17 protein-coding genes are annotated in these 18,766 nt (G+C 31.9%); all 17 read left to right on the forward strand.

The features are described 5' to 3' along the window. Positions 1–143 precede the first annotated feature (143 nt). A complete protein-coding gene (locus ABF633_RS12855; RefSeq protein WP_415524245.1) occupies positions 144–491 on the forward strand; it encodes a hypothetical protein in 348 nt (115 codons plus the stop codon). Positions 492–843: 352 nt separating this feature from the next. After that, positions 844–1,362 (forward strand): GNAT family N-acetyltransferase, encoded by a 519-nt coding sequence (locus tag ABF633_RS12860; RefSeq protein ID WP_415524246.1) that lies wholly within the window; start codon positions 844–846, stop codon positions 1,360–1,362. 85 nt (positions 1,363–1,447) lie between these two features. Further along, positions 1,448–2,131, forward strand: coding sequence for an SPOR domain-containing protein (locus ABF633_RS12865; RefSeq protein WP_415524247.1), 684 nt, complete (start codon positions 1,448–1,450; stop codon positions 2,129–2,131). Between the two features lie 410 nt (positions 2,132–2,541). Beyond that, a complete protein-coding gene (locus ABF633_RS12870) occupies positions 2,542–3,123 on the forward strand; it encodes a Maf-like protein (protein ID WP_415524248.1) in 582 nt (193 codons plus the stop codon). Between the two features lie 14 nt (positions 3,124–3,137). Then, on the forward strand, positions 3,138–3,824 hold the full coding sequence (radC, locus tag ABF633_RS12875) for a RadC family protein (RefSeq protein ID WP_415524249.1): 687 nt from the start codon (positions 3,138–3,140) through the stop codon (positions 3,822–3,824). A 22-nt stretch (positions 3,825–3,846) separates the two neighbouring features. Beyond that, complete coding sequence (locus ABF633_RS12880; RefSeq protein WP_415524251.1) at positions 3,847–4,860, forward strand: rod shape-determining protein; 1,014 nt, start codon at positions 3,847–3,849, stop codon at positions 4,858–4,860. 2 nt (positions 4,861–4,862) lie between these two features. Further along, positions 4,863–5,708 (forward strand): rod shape-determining protein MreC, encoded by an 846-nt coding sequence (mreC, locus tag ABF633_RS12885; protein WP_415524252.1) that lies wholly within the window; start codon positions 4,863–4,865, stop codon positions 5,706–5,708. 10 nt (positions 5,709–5,718) lie between these two features. Continuing rightward, positions 5,719–6,210, forward strand: a complete 492-nt coding sequence (gene mreD, locus ABF633_RS12890) for a rod shape-determining protein MreD (RefSeq protein ID WP_415524253.1) — start codon at positions 5,719–5,721, stop codon at positions 6,208–6,210. A 13-nt stretch (positions 6,211–6,223) separates the two neighbouring features. Continuing rightward, a complete protein-coding gene (locus ABF633_RS12895; RefSeq protein ID WP_415524254.1) occupies positions 6,224–8,980 on the forward strand; it encodes a peptidoglycan D,D-transpeptidase FtsI family protein in 2,757 nt (918 codons plus the stop codon). A 233-nt stretch (positions 8,981–9,213) separates the two neighbouring features. Further along, positions 9,214–11,976 carry a penicillin-binding transpeptidase domain-containing protein gene (locus ABF633_RS12900; protein WP_415524256.1) on the forward strand — a complete coding sequence of 921 codons (2,763 nt, stop codon included), beginning with the start codon at positions 9,214–9,216 and terminating at the stop codon, positions 11,974–11,976. 234 nt (positions 11,977–12,210) lie between these two features. Further along, positions 12,211–12,843 (forward strand): septum site-determining protein MinC, encoded by a 633-nt coding sequence (gene minC / locus ABF633_RS12905; protein WP_415524257.1) that lies wholly within the window; start codon positions 12,211–12,213, stop codon positions 12,841–12,843. Between the two features lie 14 nt (positions 12,844–12,857). Next, the gene (gene minD / locus ABF633_RS12910) at positions 12,858–13,661 is read left to right on the forward strand and encodes a septum site-determining protein MinD (protein WP_415524258.1); all 804 of its coding nucleotides are present in this window, start codon (positions 12,858–12,860) and stop codon (positions 13,659–13,661) included. 15 nt (positions 13,662–13,676) lie between these two features. Then, positions 13,677–13,946: a cell division topological specificity factor MinE gene (gene minE, locus ABF633_RS12915; protein ID WP_415524259.1), complete on the forward strand. Its 270-nt coding sequence runs from the start codon at positions 13,677–13,679 to the stop codon at positions 13,944–13,946. 106 nt (positions 13,947–14,052) lie between these two features. After that, a complete protein-coding gene (locus ABF633_RS12920; RefSeq protein WP_415524261.1) occupies positions 14,053–14,865 on the forward strand; it encodes a M23 family metallopeptidase in 813 nt (270 codons plus the stop codon). Positions 14,866–14,954: 89 nt separating this feature from the next. Continuing rightward, positions 14,955–15,812 carry a M50 family metallopeptidase gene (locus ABF633_RS12925; protein ID WP_415524263.1) on the forward strand — a complete coding sequence of 286 codons (858 nt, stop codon included), beginning with the start codon at positions 14,955–14,957 and terminating at the stop codon, positions 15,810–15,812. Between the two features lie 217 nt (positions 15,813–16,029). After that, on the forward strand, positions 16,030–17,877 hold the full coding sequence (locus tag ABF633_RS12930) for a TIGR03960 family B12-binding radical SAM protein (protein WP_415524265.1): 1,848 nt from the start codon (positions 16,030–16,032) through the stop codon (positions 17,875–17,877). After that, on the forward strand, positions 17,855–18,574 hold the full coding sequence (locus ABF633_RS12935; protein WP_415524298.1) for a TIGR03936 family radical SAM-associated protein: 720 nt from the start codon (positions 17,855–17,857) through the stop codon (positions 18,572–18,574). The genes ABF633_RS12930 and ABF633_RS12935 overlap by 23 nt, the downstream gene beginning before the upstream one ends. Positions 18,575–18,766: the final 192 nt, after the last annotated feature.

The following is an 18,766-nucleotide window of genomic DNA, read 5'->3' on the forward strand; positions in this document are numbered from 1 at the left end:
TCTATCAAAGTGGGAGATAACGGCTGCTACGTCCCTGGATAACGATTTCTAAGTATCGAAAATACCGATACTTAGAACTCTGTTTATCCGATGACTAGTAGCTGTAATGTTACAATTATATTATTTAGGAGGAATAGTGTTAAATGAACAAAAATTATTATAATAGTGATTTTTTTGCTAGGCCCTATGAGTATGAATGTCCTTATGATACTCCTTATGAAAATTTTGATGAAATTCCAGCTTTCCATTCAATAAATAATGAAAAAAATTTTTTTCCTATAATGAAAAGAAATTTTCTATTTAAAAATGATTATAGTTTTGGTACTATATACGATGCTAATGTAAATTATGATTATAATCGAAATATAGATTGGAATATATCTTATGAAGAGGATTTATTATTTGAGAATATGAGAGATTTTCAGTCTAAAAATTTTGGACCAGCAATTGTAGCTATGCCAACTATAATTGATTTTGATGAAGAAGATTGATAGAAAATTCAGTAACAATATTTACAAATATTCATAATCTATTATTTATCTTCAGAAATCTAAAGATCCCTTCTAACTAAGAAGTCTACTAAGTTAATAGAAGGGATCTTTGTGTTATATATTTTTACAGTGTAAAAGGAAATTATGATTTTGTGTAGAATTTAAATAAGGCATGTGAAAATAAATAGTAAGTCAAAGATGCGACGAATATTTTGAATCCAACAAGGAAGCAGGTTCTGAGGATAGTGGGCTATCTGAGGGTTCTGCTGACGCAGTAGGATTCAAAATAGGCTAGCATACTGACTAGTTATTTATTTGAATATGCCTAAATAGAAAGAAAAGAGGTGGAGGTATGTTTGATGTAAATATAAAATATGGAGAAGTTAGTATTTCAAGTGTAGAAAGAGAAGATGTTAAACATATACAACTGTGGTACAATAGCCAAAAATCTTTTCTATACAATAGTAATGATTATTTAGGAACCAATGAATTTTACGAAAGATTTTTAGAATATTACATGAGTGAATGTGAAATTTTTTTAAAGATAATGAAAAGAAATAATATAATTGGAATTTTTAGAGGAAGAATTGAATTTAAAAATAAAAATATAGTATGGGTATCCTGTTTTTCTATGGAATCAGCCTCATTAGATAATAATGAAGGAAATATTATATTAGATAAAATATTAAAATATTTCTTACATAATTTTGGTATAGAAGATTTTCTAATAGGTGTTTCAGTAAAGGATAAAAAAATATTGAATGTATTGAAAAATAGTGGTTTTCAACTGGTAAGAATAAGTAATGATTTCTTTATGAACGAAAGTAATAATGGGAATGCAGTAATATTAAAAAAGAAAATATGTAGCTAGTGATCAATATATCTTAAATTCCTAGTATAAATTTTACTATATTAAAATATATTTTATAGTAGTGAAATTTAGGGAGGATGAGAAGATGAGATATACTAGATATGATATAAAGAGAAAAAAAAAGGGTAACAAGTTTTACGTTGTAGCTGTATTTATAGTATTAATTTGTGCAATATTAATTGGTACTCTTATATCAAATATATTCTTAAAGAACAATAGCAGTGTGGTGGGAAGTTCAGAAAGTAAAGCAGTTTTTAATCAGAATAATTCGGTAGATTTTGTATTTTTACAATGTGGTACATTTACGAAGAAAGAAAATGCACAGGATTTAATGAATAAGCTTGGTAAAATTGGAAATCCTTTTGAGGTTCAGGATAACGGAAATATAAGAGTTATGTTCGGCATTTATGATAACAAAAAGGATTACGATGCTGCTGTAAAACTTTTAAGAGATAATAAATTTGAGGTACAGGATATAAATTATAGTTTAAGTAAAAATGATGTCTGTGATTCACAAATAATAAGTATTTTAAATGCAAGTTTACAAGTTATAAACAAAACCTATGATAAAGATGTTAAGGAAGTTCAAACTGCTGCACTAAAGGATTGGACTAAAAAGCTTGATAAGGTAGATGGAAATTATAAAAACAAAGTAGTTTTAGAAGAAATAAAACAACATATAGACAAACTCCCTGCAAGTTTTTCAAAGGATAATGCAAATGAGGACAAAGTATTTTTGTATTCCGAGTTTAAAAAATTGTCTAAATAGCTAAAAGTCTGCTAAAAAGCAGACTTTTTAATTGAAAACAAACTAAAAAATTTTTATTAATAACTTATATAAATACTTGTTTAAAGGCATATTAAATGATAAACTATATTAGACACGGAAGGTTCAATTAAATGGGGGATATGGCAATATAATTGGTAAAAACTCAAAAAATTTCATATTTCTTATTTTGCTGAAAGGAATAGGTGTAACTATTGTAATCATATAAGTGACACTAAATTTTAAATTGCTAGTTTTCAAATGATGTATCTACTATAGGTACAATAGGTCTATTTCTTTTTATTAAGCTTTTAAGTCTAACATTGGATAGCAAATTTTAATATCAATATTATTACCATAATGGGAATAATATTAGCAATAATTATATGTAGAAAATATTAGGAAGTGAAAGTATGAATTTGATTTTGGCTTCGTCCTCTGAAAGGAGAATAGAGCTTTTAAAAAGAATTACTGAAAATTTTAAAGTTATTCCAAGTAATTTTGATGAAAAGAAAATTGAGTTTAAAGGCGATGTTCCTAAATACGTTACGACTTTAGCAGAAGGCAAAGCAAGGGAAGTTAAAAATACAATAGCTGAAAGAAAAGATACTTTTATTATAGGTTGTGACACAGTTGTTGCATTTGAAAATCTTATTTTGGGGAAACCTAAAGATGAAAATGATGCATTTGGAATATTAAAGAGGTTAAGTGGCAATATTCATAATGTGTATACTGGTATTGCAATACTGGATTTGAATTCTGGTAAAACGAAAACAGATTATATGTGCACAGAGGTGAAATTTTCTGCTTTAACTGATGAAATGATTAAGAAATATGTATGTTCCGGAGAATGTTTAGATAAAGCAGGTGCTTATGGTATACAAGGTAACGCTGCGGTTTTTGTAGAATCTATAACTGGGTGCTTTTACAATGTAGTTGGATTACCACTTAATAAATTGAGTAAAATGTTTGGGGAGATGGGAATAAGTCTATAAAGGAAGGTGCAGTATTGGCTAATTCTCTTAAAATTATGGATTTACCCGAAAATGAAAGACCGAGAGAGAGACTTTTTAGATATGGTGCTGAAGTTCTGTCAAATAATGAACTTTTAGCCATTATATTGAGAAGTGGTACAGTTAAGGAAAATATTCTAGGTTTATCAAACAGGTTATTAAAGCTTAATGGTGGACTCAACGGATTGTTGAACTTAAATGTAGAAGAACTTTTACAGATTGATGGAATAGGTATGGCTAAAGCAGTACAGATAATTGCATTAGGCGAGCTTACAAGAAGAGTTGGTACATATAGATCAGGAGATACCTACAGCATTTCAAAGCCTAAGGATGCTGCTGATTTGGTGATGCAGGAAATGAAGAGTCTAAACAAAGAGGTACTTAAGGTTATTTTATTGAATACGAAGAATGTAGTTATCAGAATAGTAGATGTATCTGTTGGAAGCTTGAATTCTTCTATAGTGCATCCAAGAGAAGTATTTCATAGTGCTATTTTAGCTCATAGTGCTTCTATTATAATATGTCATAATCATCCGTCAGGTGATCCAACACCTAGTGCTGAGGATATAAATATCACTCATAGGTTAAAAGAATGTGGTAAAATAATAGGTATTGACCTTTTAGATCATATTATTATTGGTGATAGAATTTATGTAAGTTTAAAGGAAAAAGGAATTTTGTAAGTTTGAAAGGAGAAAAATTTAAATGGGATTTTTTGGTATATCTAGAGACATGGGTATAGACTTAGGAACAGCAAATACTTTAGTGTATGTTAAGGGAAAGGGAATCGTTTTAAGAGAACCTTCCGTTGTTGCTATAAATACAAATACAAAAACTGTGCTTGCTGTTGGTAATGAGGCAAAGCAAATGATAGGAAGAACACCAGGAAATATAGTTGCTATAAGACCTTTAAAGGATGGAGTTATAGCTGATTTTGACGTTACAGAGAGTATGCTTAAAAAATTTATTGCTAAAGTAACTTCAAAGGGCAGCTTTGCAAGTCCTAGAATAATAGTTTGTTTTCCATCTGGAGTTACAGAGGTAGAAAAGAGAGCTATTGATGAGGCTACCAAAAGAGCTGGAGCTAGAGATGTACAGCTTATGGAGGAACCAATGGCTGCTGCTATCGGTGCAGGTCTGCCTGTGGAAGAACCAAAGGGAAGCATGGTGGTAGATATCGGCGGTGGTACAACAGAAGTTGCAGTTGTATCTCTTGGAGGCATAGTTACTAGTAAATCTCTAAGAGTTGCTGGAGATGAGCTGGATGAATCAATTATCAGTTATATTAAAAAAGTATATAATTTAATGATTGGTGAAAGAACAGCAGAAAATATTAAGGTACAATTGGGATCAGCTTATAAGGTTTCAGATGTAGAAGAAACTATGGAAATAAAAGGACGAGATCTAGTTACAGGTCTTCCAAAGAATATAGAGATAACTGAGGCAGAAGTAAGAGAGGCTTTAAAAGAGCCTGTATCAGCTATAATAGATTCAATTAAACTTACCCTTGAAAAAACCCCACCAGAACTTGCAGCAGATATTATGGATATAGGTATAATGCTAACAGGAGGAGGAGCACTCCTTAGAGGATTAGATTCTTTAATTAATAACGAAACCCACATGCCTGTACATATAGCAGAGGCACCACTTGATTGTGTAGCACTAGGAGCAGGTAAAGCCCTTGAGCACTTTGATAAGATAAGTAAAAGCAGAGGCTAAAGATGAAATTTGTGAAAAATAGGCTGGCAGTAACAATTGTTGTTCTGTCAGTTAGCTTTTTGGTGCTAATAGGCTTTAGTGTAAAGAGGCAAAATGCTTCCTTAATGGAAAATGGTGTTGGGGTTACGTTAAATTCAGTACAGGGTGTTATTTATAAAGGAATGAGTAATGTAAAAGATTGGCTAGGGTTTATAACCCATTTTTCTCAGGTAAAGCAGGAAAATGAGGATTTGAAAAAACAAAATACGCAGATGAAACAAAAGGCATCTGCCTATGACAGTTTAGAGGAAGAAAATAAGAGATTAAGCGCTGCGTTAAATTTTACACATCAAATTGATCAATATGACTATAGATACTGCAATATTACTTCGCAAGGTGCAAATGGTCTAATGGACATATTGATTATAGATAAGGGAAAGAAAGATGGCGTTAAAAATGGTTTGGTGGTAGCTACTCCGGAGGGACTTGTAGGTAAGGTAATATTTACATCGGACAGTTGGAGTAAGGTTGGAACTCTCAATAATCCCAATGTTCAGGTATCGGGAAAAATCAAAAATACAGGAGTTATTGATGGTGTTGTAGATGGATATACTGACAGTAACAATAATAAATTAGCTAGACTTGACAACATGTCTCAGGATACAGATGTAAAGCAGGGATATGAAATAGTAACTTCCGGAATGGGAAATTTGTACCCTAAGGATATTCCAATAGGTGAAGTAACCAGTGTAGCTGTTGACCAGACTAAAATAAGTAAATATGCTATAATGAAGCCTTATGTAGACTTTAATAAATTGGAAGAAGTATTTATTATTATACCTAAGGATACTAGTCAAATAAGTTATTAGGGTGATGCAGATGAAGAAGATTATAGTTTTAACAATTTTAATTTTTGTATTTACGGTGATGGACAATGCAGTTATGCCCTTTCTTTCCATATATGGATACTATCCAAGTTTATTATTTATCTTTGCCTTAAGTTACAGTGTTATAAACGATAGATGGTCTGCTATGATAATGGGCATAGTTACTGGTGCACTTCAGGATATATTTTTTCTAAATTTCTTTGGTGTCAATGTGCTAATTAATATGCTTTTATGCATACTTGCAGGTGAGATAGGCAGAAATCTGTTTAAGGAGAAACGTCTTATGCCTGTCCTTTCTATATTCGGATTAATCTTATTTAAAGGGATATTGATTTATGTAATACTTCATATGATGAATATTCAGATGAATATATATAATGTTATTTTTCAAGCTATATATAGTTTTGTTATAGCAATATTTATGTATAAATGTATATTTAATTTATGTAAAAAAGATTACATGATACGTAATTGGAAATTTTAAAAGTGGTGATTTTATGATAAGAGATAGGAAGAAAAAAAAAATATTTAACAGATATACTGTTTTAGCTATAATTATGTTGATTGCATTTTCTGCTATTGGAACACAATTATTTAATTTACAGGTGAACATGGGGACATATTATAGTGAAACAGCCAATACCAAGTCTCACAAGCTCATACCACAGGAAGGCCCTAGAGGAGCAATTACAGATAAGAACGGCATAAAGCTGGCAACTAATGTGCAAAGCTATGAGGTTACCTTTATGGATACAGATGACAGTGAGAAGCAATTCTTTTCTACAATGTCAAAGATATTTAAAATATTAGATGATAATAGTGAAAAGCAGGATGATAGTTTTGCATTAAAAGTTAATCCTTTCAGATTTGAATTCAATACCAGTGATCCTAAGAGCATACAGACCCTGCAGCTTAGATTTTTAAAGGATAGAGGTTTTCAGGATTCAATACTAAAAACAGAATTTAATAGTAAAAAGGAAACTGATTTAACGGTAGCAGAAACAAGCAAGCTTAACAGTGAACTTCTTAAATTGACTCCGGAACAAGTATTTAATACACTTATAGATGATAAGCATTATGGAATAGTTTCAGGAGTTTCAAAGATTGACAGTAAATATACAGTAGATGAATTAAGAAGATATCTACTGGTAAAGGATGCAATAAAGATGAATAGCTTTTCCGGGTACAAACCAGTGCCTATTGCCAGTAATATTAAAAAGGATACAGCATTAATATTATGGCAAAAGCTATCGGATTTATCTGGAATAAATGTAGATATTCAGCCTATGAGGAGCTATCCCTATGGAACTCTTGCCTCTTCAGTTTTAGGTTATATAAATAAGATAAGCTCTACAGATCAGGAGAAGTATGCTGAAAAGGGATATGATGTCAGCAGTGACTATGTAGGTGCTTCTGGAATTGAAGCGGTTCTTGAGGACAGATTGAAAGGCTCCAATGGAGGAGACATAGTTCAAATTGATAAGCAGGGAAGAATTACTAATAAATTAGCCAGCAGAGAGGCTTCTCCAGGAGAAAATGTACAGCTTACTTTAGATGCAAATGTACAGTATGCCACAGAACAGGCGCTTCAGAATAAAATGACACAGCTGCAGCAGGCTGGTAGCTCTGGAGACCAAAGTACGAAAAATGCTACAAGGGGAGCAGCGGTAGTTATTGATGTTCATACAGGAGCAGTTTTGGCACTGGCAAGTGTACCTAGCTTTAATCCAAATGACTTTTCAAATCCCAGTGGATTAACTGATGATGAGATAAAAAAATATTTTAGTCCTGATTATGAACAGCTGGCAAAGGCAAAGGGAATGCCACAGGATTTAATTGATTATATGTTTCCTATAGATAGTAGTATTAAGAATAATACTACTATAAGAACAGATAGATTTGATTATTTTCCTAAATATCTATATAATTATGCCACTATGTCACTGTTGCCACCAGGTTCTACTTTTAAGCCTTTAGCTGCGGTTGCAGGACTTCAGTCAGGGGTTATAAATGCAAATACAATAGTTGATGATAAAGGATATTTTGTTGGGGATGGTGGAAATGTTATTTGGTTTCATTCTGATGGAGCCAATGGTCCGGTTAATGTAGTTAGAGCATTAGCTAAATCAAGTAACCCATATTTCATGACTGTGGGAAGAGATCTTAAAACTCAGAAGGGTGAAGATACATTGGCAAAATATGCATGGCAATTTGGCTTAGGAGCTGATCCCAATGGGGGTAATGCAAGTACCGGGATTGAAATACCCGAAAATTTCGGTCAAGTATATAATACAATATCTCAGAGAAATATTAATTCTACACAGTTTCTTTTAAATATAGAGCAATATTTGAATACTGGTACAGATTATTACAACGATAAACTACCACAAGTAGATTTATATGATAGGGGTAATGACAGTAAAAATGTTTCAGATATTAAAACACAGATAAAGAATACTATTAAAAATACTATTAAAAATGTAGATGAGAGTAGTAAATTTACTAAAAATAATAAACCTTATATTACTTCTCTTACTAATTTATTTAAACAGTTATCTCAGGAAACTGGTAAGAACTTAAGTGACGCTAATATAAATGATATTGTAAATAAGGTAGTAATTCAGCAAATGGGAATGGCAATTGAAGATTTGACACCTAAATATAATTATCATATTTACAATGCTTCCATAGGTCAAGGTATAGATAATTTTACACCATTACAGATGGCAAATTATGTAGCTACTCTTGCCAATGGAGGAACTAGGTATAAGGTTCATTTAGTGGATAAGATAACAGATACTAATGGAAAAGTGGTAAGTGAAACCAAGCCAGAGATATTAAATAAAGTTGACATGAGTCCTGAAACCAGAAGCCTGGTTATGCAAGGTATGAGTCAGGTTACTACCACTGGAGCAGGAGGAGATGGTACTGCAGCAGCAGCTCTTGGAAATTTTAATAATTACATTCCAACGGCAGGTAAAACTGGTACGGCACAGGTGGATACTACTATACAGGCAAAAACAGGCAGGTCAGACTATGGCTGGTTTGTAGGTTATGCACCGGCAAATGACCCCCAAATAGCTGTTTCTGTAGTTTTGTTTGATGGTGGTTATGGTAGTGAGGCTGCAAATGTAGCTAGAGGAATCTATGAAGGCTATTTTAAGGATCAGCTTACTAAAATGAATTATCCATTTGATATAAATACTACTTTACCTACAACAGCTGGTGAAAACAATACCTCATCAAATAAATAAAAAATATATAAGTTTAAAAGCATCATAAAATCCATTTGGTTTAAATCTGGATTTTATGATGCTTTTTTATTATAAAATCTATTTAAATTTTTACAATAAATATTCCCATTATTAAAAAAATTAAACATAGGAGAAGGATTTTTAATGAATTACATTGAAATATAATATAAGTTTAAATATTTGTAGATTTATGTAAAGAAGATTAATTGGAATTTTACGAGAGTGGGGATGTTATGATAAATGATAAAAAAAAGAAAAAAATATTTAATAGGTATACTGTTTTAATTGTAATTATGATAATTGCCTTTTCTGCCATTGGAACACAATTATTTAATTTACAGATAAACATGGGGACATATTATAGTGAGGTAGCTAATACTAAGTCTCACAAGCTTATACCACAGGAAGGACCAAGAGGAACAATCACAGATAAGAATGGCATAAAGCTGGCAACTAATGTACAAAGCTATGAGGTTACTTTTATAGATACTGAGGACAGCAAAGATCAGTTCTTTTATACTATATCAAAGGTATTTAAAATCTTAGATGACAACAATGAAAAGCAGGATGATAGCTTTGCATTAAAGGTAAATCCCTATAGATTTGAATTCAATACCAATGATCCGAAAGCCATACAGACCTTGCAACTCAGATTTTTGAAGGATAGAGGTTTTCAGGATTCAATACTAAAAACAGAATTTAAAGGCAAAAAGGAAACTGATTTAACTGTAGCAGAAACAAGCAAGCTTAACAGTGAACTTCTTAAATTGACTCCAGAACAAGTATTTAATGCACTTATAGATGATAAAACCTACGGAGTTGTATCAGGAGTTTCAAAAATTGACAGTAAATATACAGTAGATGAATTAAGAAGATATCTGCTAATAAAAGATGCTATAAAAATGAATAGCTTTTCTGGATATAAGCCAGTACCTATTGCCAGTAATATTAAAAAAAATACAGCACTTATATTATGGCAAAAGCTATCAGATTTATCTGGAATAAATGTGGACATTCAGCCTATGAGAAGCTATCCTTATGGAACTCTTGCCTCTTCAGTTTTAGGTTATATAAGTAAAATAAATTCTACAGATCAGCAGAAATATGCTGAAAAAGGTTATGATGTGAGTAATGATTATATAGGTACTTCAGGAATTGAAGCATACTATGAAAGTAGATTAAGAGGCAGCAATGGTGGAGATGTTGCTCAAATAGATAAGCAGGGAAGAATTACTAACAATTTAGCCAGTAGAGAAGCTTCCCCTGGGCAAAACATACAGCTTACAATAGATGCTAATGTTCAGTATGCTACAGAACAGGCATTGCAGAAAGAAATGACAACCTTACAGCAGAAAGGACAAGTTCAGGATCTGAATACAAGAAATGCTACAAGAGGAGCTGCCATAGTAATTGATACGCATAATGGAGGAATATTATCTCTTGCCAGTCTACCTGGTTTTGATCCAAATGATTTTTCAAATCCTACTGGATTAACTGAGGAGCAGCTGAAGAAATATTTCAATCCTGACTATGTACAAATGGCAAAGGCTAATGGAAAGCCTCAAGATTTAATTGATTTTATGTTTCCTGTAGATAGCAGCATTAAGGGAAATACAACTATAAGAAAAGATAAATATGATTATTTTCCAAAGCCTTTGTACAATTATGCTACAATGCCGCTGATTCCATCAGGATCAACCTTTAAGCCATTGACAGCAATAGCTGGTTTACAATCTGGTGTTATAAATGCAACTTCAACAGTTAATGATCAGGCAATATATTATGGTGATGATATAAATCATCCCTATGTATTTAAAACAGAACCTGCAAATGGAATTGTAGATGTAGTAAGGGCAATAACAGTTTCCAGCAATCCTTATTTTATGGAGGTAGGCAAAAGACTTAAAGATGCACAGGGGGATGATGCCTTAGCAAAATATGCATGGCAATTTGGATTGGGGGCCGATCCAAAGGATGCTAATCCAGGTACAGGTATTGAAATTCCAGAAAACTTTGGTCAAGTTTATAATATTGTATCCCAGAGAAATATAAATGCCACACAATTTCTTCTAAATATAGAGCAGGATTTGAGTAATGGTAGTGGAACTAAAGGTGAGAAATTTCAATCTATAGATTTATATGATAGACCGGATGACAGTAAAGATGTTTTAGGTATCAAAGCTCAAATAAAAAATTCCATAAAAGATACTATAAAAAGTGGAATTTCTTCTACTGAATTTTATAGTAAAACTAAAAATTATATCAATTTATATACACCCATGTATAAGCAATTGATAGCTATCGATCCAAAGTATAATGGGAAGAATTATAGTGATGCGAATGTAAATGCTGCGGTTACGGACACAATTAATCAAATGGCAAGTGCTATTGGTGATTTAAATCCTAAAGCTCATTATCATATAGAATTTGCATCTATAGGTCAGGGTATGAATGCTTTTACTCCATTGCAGCTGGCTGGCTATGTATCTACCCTTGCCAATGGAGGAACAAGATACAAACTTCATCTTTTTGATAGAATAGTGGACGCAGATGGAAAGATAGTAAGTGAATTTAAACCAGAAGTATTAAATAAAATTGATATTAACGCTGCCAATCGAGATCTTGTTATGAAAGGTATGGGTCAGGTTACTGGTGGAGCAGGAGCAGATGGTACGGCAGCAGGAGCACTTGGAGATTTTAATAATTATATTAAAACGGCAGGTAAAACTGGTACAGCGCAAGGTAACACAGATGTACAGGACAAAATAGGAAGATCAGATTATGCCTGGTTTATAGGTTATGCACCAGCGGATAATCCACAAATAGCTGTAGCTGTAGTTATATTTGATGGTGGATATGGTAGTCAGGCTGCATATGTAGCTAAGGGGATTTATGAAAGCTATTTTAAGGATCAGCTTACTAAATTAAATTATAAGTTTGATGCACCAACAGATCTTCCACCGCCAGATGCGAGTAAAGTATCAGTAAATAAATAAAAATATATTATATCTAAAAGCACTATAAAGCTTAATTTTAAATTAATGAGTTTTATGGTGCTTTTACTAAAATTTATGTACAAATTGTGAACTTAAGTATTTTTAGTACAATCTTTAAGTCCATTACAGATTTCCTATAATTATTTTAAAAAATTAATTATAAAAGAAGGATTTTTAACAAATTGTGTTGAAATGTATAAAGGAAGCTTAAAAACCTTTGGAGGTTTATTATTTATGGGTGAAGACAAAATTGTGCTAAAAGGAAATAAAGATGGTCTAAATGTGCTAATTGATATGAATGCCTTTAAAGATTTCAGTGATATGCTGGAAAAATTAGAACAAAAGCTTTCAAGAGGTAAAAGATTTTATAAGGGCTGTACATTGAAAATTACTACACAACTCAAGTTTGTAAGTGAAAGAGAACTTAGAAAATTAAAGGATATTCTTTTTGAAGAATTTCTTATAAAAGATTGTATATTTCAGGATGTTGAAGAAAATGAAAGTAAAATTTTTACGGGGGTTTATGAAGGAAGAACTAAATTTCTCAGAAGAACCGTAAGAAGTGGTCAGGTAATAAATTATACTGGAAATATAGTTATAATAGGTGATGTGAATCCAGGATCTGAAATTTTTGCAGCAGGAAATATTATTGTGCTTGGAAGTCTTAAAGGAGATGTGCATGCCGGTGTAAATGGTAATGACAAGTCAATTATAGCTGCTTTTAGGTTAGAACCTAAGGTTTTGCAAATAGCTAATATAATGACAAGGGCTCCAGAAAACGATGAAAAACCTGATTATCCTGAGGTGGCAAAGATAAAGGGAAACACTATAATTGTAGAACCTTATTCACCTAATAAATTCATATAATGGAGGTAAATTAAATGGGAGAAGCTATTGTAATAACATCTGGAAAAGGTGGAGTTGGAAAAACTACTACTACAGCAAATATTGGTACGGCGCTTGCAGCTATGGGAAAGAAAGTAGTAATGGTGGATGGTGATACGGGCCTTAGAAATTTAGATGTATTAATGGGCCTTGAAAATAGAATAGTTTTTACACTTTTAGATGTAGTTGAGGAAAATTGCAGATTAAAGCAGGCACTTATAAGGGATAAAAGATATGATAATTTGTTTCTACTTCCAACGGCACAGACTAGGGATAAAAATGATGTAAATGCAGAACAAATGCTTAATTTAGTAAATGAACTTAAAAATGAATATGATTATATTTTGATTGATTGTCCCGCTGGAATTGAGCAGGGCTTTGAAAATGCAGTTATAGGTGCTGACAGGGCAATTGTGGTAGTAAATCCTGAAGTAACTTCTATAAGAGATGCTGACAGAGTAATTGGAAAATTAGATGCTAGGGGATTAGAAGATCATAAGCTTGTAGTTAACAGAATAGATCTTGAAATGGTTAAACGTGGTGATATGCTTGGTATTAATGATATAATAGATAATCTGGCAATAAAGCTTATAGGAGTTGTGCCTAATGACAGAGATATAACAATTTCAACTAATAGAGGGGAGCCCATAGTTTTAAATAACAATTCTAAAGCTGGGCATGCTTTCTTAGATATTGCAAAAAGAATAACAGGGGAAGAGGTTCCTTTTCTTCCTTTAGAAGAAAATGAAACCTCTAGTGGATTTATGTCAGCTATAAAAAAATTATTTAAATTTAAGTAGTTAGGAGATAGGATTATGGATTTATTTAAATTTTTTTCAAGTAAACCTTCTTCAAAGGATGTAGCCAATGAAAGATTAAAATTAATTTTAATTCATGATAGAGCTGATTTGTCTCCAGAGCTCCTTGAACTGATAAAAGGTGAGATAATGAATGTTATAGCTAAATATGTGGAGATTGATAATTCTGATGTAGAAGTAAAACTTACAAGGGTTGAGGAGCAAGAGGGCAATTCACCAGCCCTTGTGGCCAATATACCTATAAGAAAAATGAAGATAAAAAAATAAAAGTCATTAAAAAAGCTGTTCTATTTATTTAGAGCAGTTTTTTTGTCATAAAAAATTATTAAATAAATATATATGGTATTGTATGAATTATAATTGGGAGGAAAATATGGGGAGCTTTAACAGCCAGTATGAAAATTATTATAATGCATTATCAAAAAAGGGATACGGCCAGAATAAATTGCCTTATAAAAGACAGTCTAATGTTGAAAAATCTATTTTTAGTAAGAGAAAACTTTTGAGAATCTTTGAAATACAACTTATAGGTACTGTATTTCTCTTTATTTTTGCCTTTACATGTAAGTTGTATGTTAATCCACAGACAAAGATGGTATACAATTATTCTAAAAATATTGTAAATGAAAATTTTGATTATAAATCTGCAATATTATATGTGAAGAGTATAGATGTAAATAATTTAGTGAAGTCAATTAAAAGCGGTAATTTTACAGATTTTCAAAACAAGGCAACAAATTGGATTGATAGTGTTAGAACAAAGGTTATGGGAGGCAAAACAACTAAGGAGAATATAACTAATAATTTTATAGTTCCTGTAAATGGCAGAGTATTACAAGGATATGGTCAAATGAAAAATAGTACTACAGGTGAGGTTGAATTTCATAAGGGAATAGATATTGAATGTTCATTAAATACGGATATAAAGGCTTCTTATAATGGCTTTATAAAAGAAACAGGAGAGGATAAAACACTGGGGAAATATTTAGTTATAGATCATGAAAATGGTATTGAGACAAAATATGCCCATATGAACTCACTTCAAGTGAAAAAAGGTGATAAAGTTATAAAAGGCCAGATTATTGGAAAATCTGGTAATACAGGAAATGTGGCTTCTCCCTTACTGTATTTTGAATTGATATATATGGGTGAAAATCTTGATCCGCAGCAATACTTTAATATTTAATTTTCACAGGGCATTTTCAAAAAATATACTATGTATTTTGAATTGTTATTTATTTTCATATACCTAAGCAATAAACTTGGAGTGATCTTTTGATTAAAATAAATAAATTTTTTATACCATATATTGTTTTGCTAGTTTTTATAGGTTTTAACGGAGATCTATTCATAGCTTTTGCAATGGTTATTTTTCATGAATTTACACACTATTTTGTAGCAAGATATTTTGGATTTAAAAATGGTAATGTTGAAATTTTGCCATTTGGTGCAGTTTTAAGGCTTGATGATTTAGCAGAAGCTTCATTTAAGGAAGATTTGATAATTTCACTGTCAGGACCAATTTTTAATTTAGTGCTGGCAGTCATTTTTTATGTATTGAATTTACATTTTAATAGAAATTTTATGCATTCTCTATCTTTTACTAATGCTGCTCTTGGAATATTTAATTTAATGCCAGCATTGCCTTTGGATGGAGGCAGGATATTAAGAGATTTAATAGGAAAAAAGACCATATACAGATCTGCAAATTTGATTACTATTATAGTCAGCATGTGTATTGGAAGTATATTTATGTTATATTATATGTACTGCTTTTTTAAAGGGCAGATGAATTTGTCCTTTGGAATTATAGCACTTTATATAATGATATATTCTTTTAAGGAAAAGGAAAGGATAGCATATATAATCATGAGTGATATTGTAAAGAAAAAATTTAGATTTATAAAAAGAGGCTATATAGAAAATAGAAATTTTTCTATATACTATAAAAGTGAATTATTAAAGGTACTTAGTCTAGCAGAAAAAAATAAATACAATATTTTTACTGTTCTTGATGAGGAATTAAAAGTTGTGGATATAATTTATGAAGAGGAGATTTTAGAGGCACTGAAAAGTTATGGAAATATAACTATAGAGGAATTAATACAAATACACGAGAAAAACGAAATATAGTACGGGAAAAGCACAGCAGCTAGAACTGATATAATGTGTGTACAGGAAAAGTGAAATATAGAAGAAAAAATAGGATGCATTATTGGGTATTTCTTTGATCATGCCTATATGTTAGAATAACAATGAATGTCAAAATGGATGAGCTAAGGCATCTTTAAAATATACATGCTATCTTTGGCTTATTTATTGTCAGATGCCTAATGAGGAGGAAATAGAATTGAAAAAAATAACTGATGATATTTTGCATAGGGTTGAAAAACCAGCCAGATACACTGGTGGTGAGTTTAACTCCTGTGTTAAAGATAAAAATAAAGTGGATATAAGGTTTGCCTTTTGTTTTCCAGATGTATATGAGGTAGGTATGTCCCATCTTGGAATGAAGATACTCTATCATGTTTTAAATAAAAGAGAGGATACCTACTGCGAAAGGGCCTTTGCGCCCTGGCCGGATATGGAAAAGCTCATGAGAGAAAGTGAAATACCATTATATACTCTTGAAACAAAGGATTCTTTAAAGGAATTTGATTTTGTAGGTTTTACACTTCAGTATGAAATGAGCTATACAAATATTTTAAATATGCTAGATATGTCAGGAATAGAATTAAGAGCTTCAAAAAGGACAGAAGAGGATCCTGTAGTAATATGCGGAGGTCCCTGTGCCTATAATCCTGAGCCGCTTTATGATATAGCCGATATATTCTCTATTGGTGAGGGGGAAGAACATCTAAATGAATTGCTGGATTTATATAAAAAATACAAGGGAAAAAATAAAAAGGAGTTTTTAAGAGAAGCTGCCAAAATAGAAGGTACTTATGTTCCAAGTCTTTATGAAGTCTACTATAAGGAAGATGGAACTATAAAGGAGTTTAAACCCAAATATGAAGATATACCTAAAACTATAAAGAAGAGAATAATTAAAGATTTCAATGATGTAGAATATCCAGATAAACTAATTGTACCCTATAATGAAATTGTACATGATAGAATTATGCTGGAAACCTTTAGGGGTTGTACTAGGGGCTGTAGATTTTGCCAGGCAGGAATGATTTATAGGCCTGTAAGAGAAAAGAAGTCAGAAAAATTATTAGATATATCTCAAAAACTTATTGAAAATACTGGCTATGATGAAATTTCTCTTACATCTTTAAGTATTTGTGATTATTCAGATATACAAAATTTAATTAATTCTATGGTGGAAAAGTATAGAGATGAAAAGGTTGGTGTATCACTGCCATCCCTTAGAATAGACTCGTTTTCAGTGGATTTAATAAAGGAGATTCAGAAAGTTAGAAAGACAGGGCTTACTTTTGCCCCGGAAGCTGGATCACAGAGAATGAGAGATGTAATAAATAAAGGAGTAACGGAAGAGAATTTAATTGACTCTGTTAGAAGTGCCTTTAAAGCTGGCTGGTCAACTATTAAGCTTTATTTTATGATAGGCCTCCCATTTGAAACTGCAGAGGATGTGAAGGGAATAGCTTATTTATCGAAAAAGGTTATAGAGGAATATTATAAGGTTCCAAAGGAAGAAAGAAAAAAGGGCTTAAAGGTTACTGCCAGTACTTCTATATTTGTTCCTAAACCATTTACACCTTTCCAATGGGCAGCAATGGATAAAATCCCTTCTGTAAGGGAAAAAATAGGGGGACTACAAAAGGTTATGGATAAAAGGGTAACCTACAACTGGCATGAGACACCTGTAAGCTATCTTGAGGCGGTATTTGCCAGAGGAGATAGAAGAATGTGTGATGTACTGGTAAAGGCCTTTGAAAAGGGCGCAAAATTTGATGGCTGGTCTCAGTATTTTGATTATGAATTATGGATGGAAGCTATGAAGGATTGCAACATAGATGGAGATTTTTATGCCTATAGAGAAAGAAGTTATGAAGAATTTTTACCATGGGATTTTATAGATATTGGTATAAATAAGGAATTTCTAATTAAAGAAAATGAAAATGCAAAGCTTGCAGTTATTACTCCTGATTGCAGAAGTGGATGTAAAAATTGTGGTATAAATGTTAATTTTAAAGAAGGGAAGTGCTTTGAAGGTGCGATATTTAATTAAATTTACAAAGGGTTCTGAAGTAAAATTTGTTTCTCATCTTGATATTATGAGAACAATTCAGAGGACTTTTAAGAGAGCTGCACTTCCTGTAGATTATTCTAAAGGCTTTAATCCTCACATGAAGCTTTCTATTGCTCAGCCTCTATCTGTTGGGATGTATTCTTTAGGAGATTACCTTGATATAGAATTTAAAGAATCAGTAGAGATAAATGAAATAGAAAGAAAATTTAATGAAAATTCTACGGAAAATATAAAATTATTAAAGGTAGTTGAAATTAAGGAACCCTATGACAAAGATGGAAGGAAGATTCCTCAAGCCATGGCAGCAATTGATGGAGCAAGCTATAAAATAAATATAAAATATTTAAATACAGATACTCTTAATATTGAGATTGATAATGTGTTTCAACTTAAAGCGTGGAACATTCTTAAGAAGACTAAAAGTGGTGAAAAAGAGGTTGATATTAAGCCGATGGTTAAGAATTTAAAGTTTAGTGTGGAAGGTGATTATCTTAAGCTGGAAGCAGAGCTTTCCTGTGGAAGCAGAGAAAATTTATCAGCAGAGCTTTTGGCAAAGTATATAAAGCAAAATACCAAAGCTGTAGATGAAGAGGCCTTCACGGAGATTGTAAGAACGGAAATGTATGGCATTAAAAATAAAAAATTAGTACCACTTTGGCAGTATTTTCAGCAGTGAACTCGTTTCAGCAGGCTGAAACATCGGTAAATCAGGTGGGGAGTCTACCCCACCTGATTGGAAAGTCCCACCTTCGCTTCGCTTAGAGGTGGAGGTCTGAACCTTTCAGTCAGGAAAAGATAAAGCTTATTTACCGGGAGTATAAACTTCATCTAAATTTAGATTAATTATATAGATAGAGAAAACCATTAA

Origin of the sequence: Clostridium sp. (assembly GCF_047718555.1) — a bacterium.
Taxonomy (GTDB): domain Bacteria; phylum Bacillota; class Clostridia; order Clostridiales; family Clostridiaceae; genus Clostridium_I.

What these genes read in the sequence shown, in the direction of transcription:
- ABF633_RS12855 (WP_415524245.1), top strand. Translation starts at nt 144, where the DNA reads ATGAACAAAAATTATTATAATAGTGATTTTTTTGCTAGGCCCTATGAG.
- ABF633_RS12860 (WP_415524246.1), top strand. Translation starts at nt 844, where the DNA reads ATGTTTGATGTAAATATAAAATATGGAGAAGTTAGTATTTCAAGTGTA.
- ABF633_RS12865 (WP_415524247.1), top strand. Translation starts at nt 1,448, where the DNA reads ATGAGATATACTAGATATGATATAAAGAGAAAAAAAAAGGGTAACAAG.
- ABF633_RS12870 (WP_415524248.1), top strand. Translation starts at nt 2,542, where the DNA reads ATGAATTTGATTTTGGCTTCGTCCTCTGAAAGGAGAATAGAGCTTTTA.
- ABF633_RS12880 (WP_415524251.1), top strand. Translation starts at nt 3,847, where the DNA reads ATGGGATTTTTTGGTATATCTAGAGACATGGGTATAGACTTAGGAACA.
- mreC (WP_415524252.1), top strand. Translation starts at nt 4,863, where the DNA reads ATGAAATTTGTGAAAAATAGGCTGGCAGTAACAATTGTTGTTCTGTCA.
- mreD (WP_415524253.1), top strand. Translation starts at nt 5,719, where the DNA reads ATGAAGAAGATTATAGTTTTAACAATTTTAATTTTTGTATTTACGGTG.
- ABF633_RS12895 (WP_415524254.1), top strand. Translation starts at nt 6,224, where the DNA reads ATGATAAGAGATAGGAAGAAAAAAAAAATATTTAACAGATATACTGTT.
- ABF633_RS12900 (WP_415524256.1), top strand. Translation starts at nt 9,214, where the DNA reads ATGATAAATGATAAAAAAAAGAAAAAAATATTTAATAGGTATACTGTT.
- minC (WP_415524257.1), top strand. Translation starts at nt 12,211, where the DNA reads ATGGGTGAAGACAAAATTGTGCTAAAAGGAAATAAAGATGGTCTAAAT.
- minD (WP_415524258.1), top strand. Translation starts at nt 12,858, where the DNA reads ATGGGAGAAGCTATTGTAATAACATCTGGAAAAGGTGGAGTTGGAAAA.
- minE (WP_415524259.1), top strand. Translation starts at nt 13,677, where the DNA reads ATGGATTTATTTAAATTTTTTTCAAGTAAACCTTCTTCAAAGGATGTA.
- ABF633_RS12920 (WP_415524261.1), top strand. Translation starts at nt 14,053, where the DNA reads ATGGGGAGCTTTAACAGCCAGTATGAAAATTATTATAATGCATTATCA.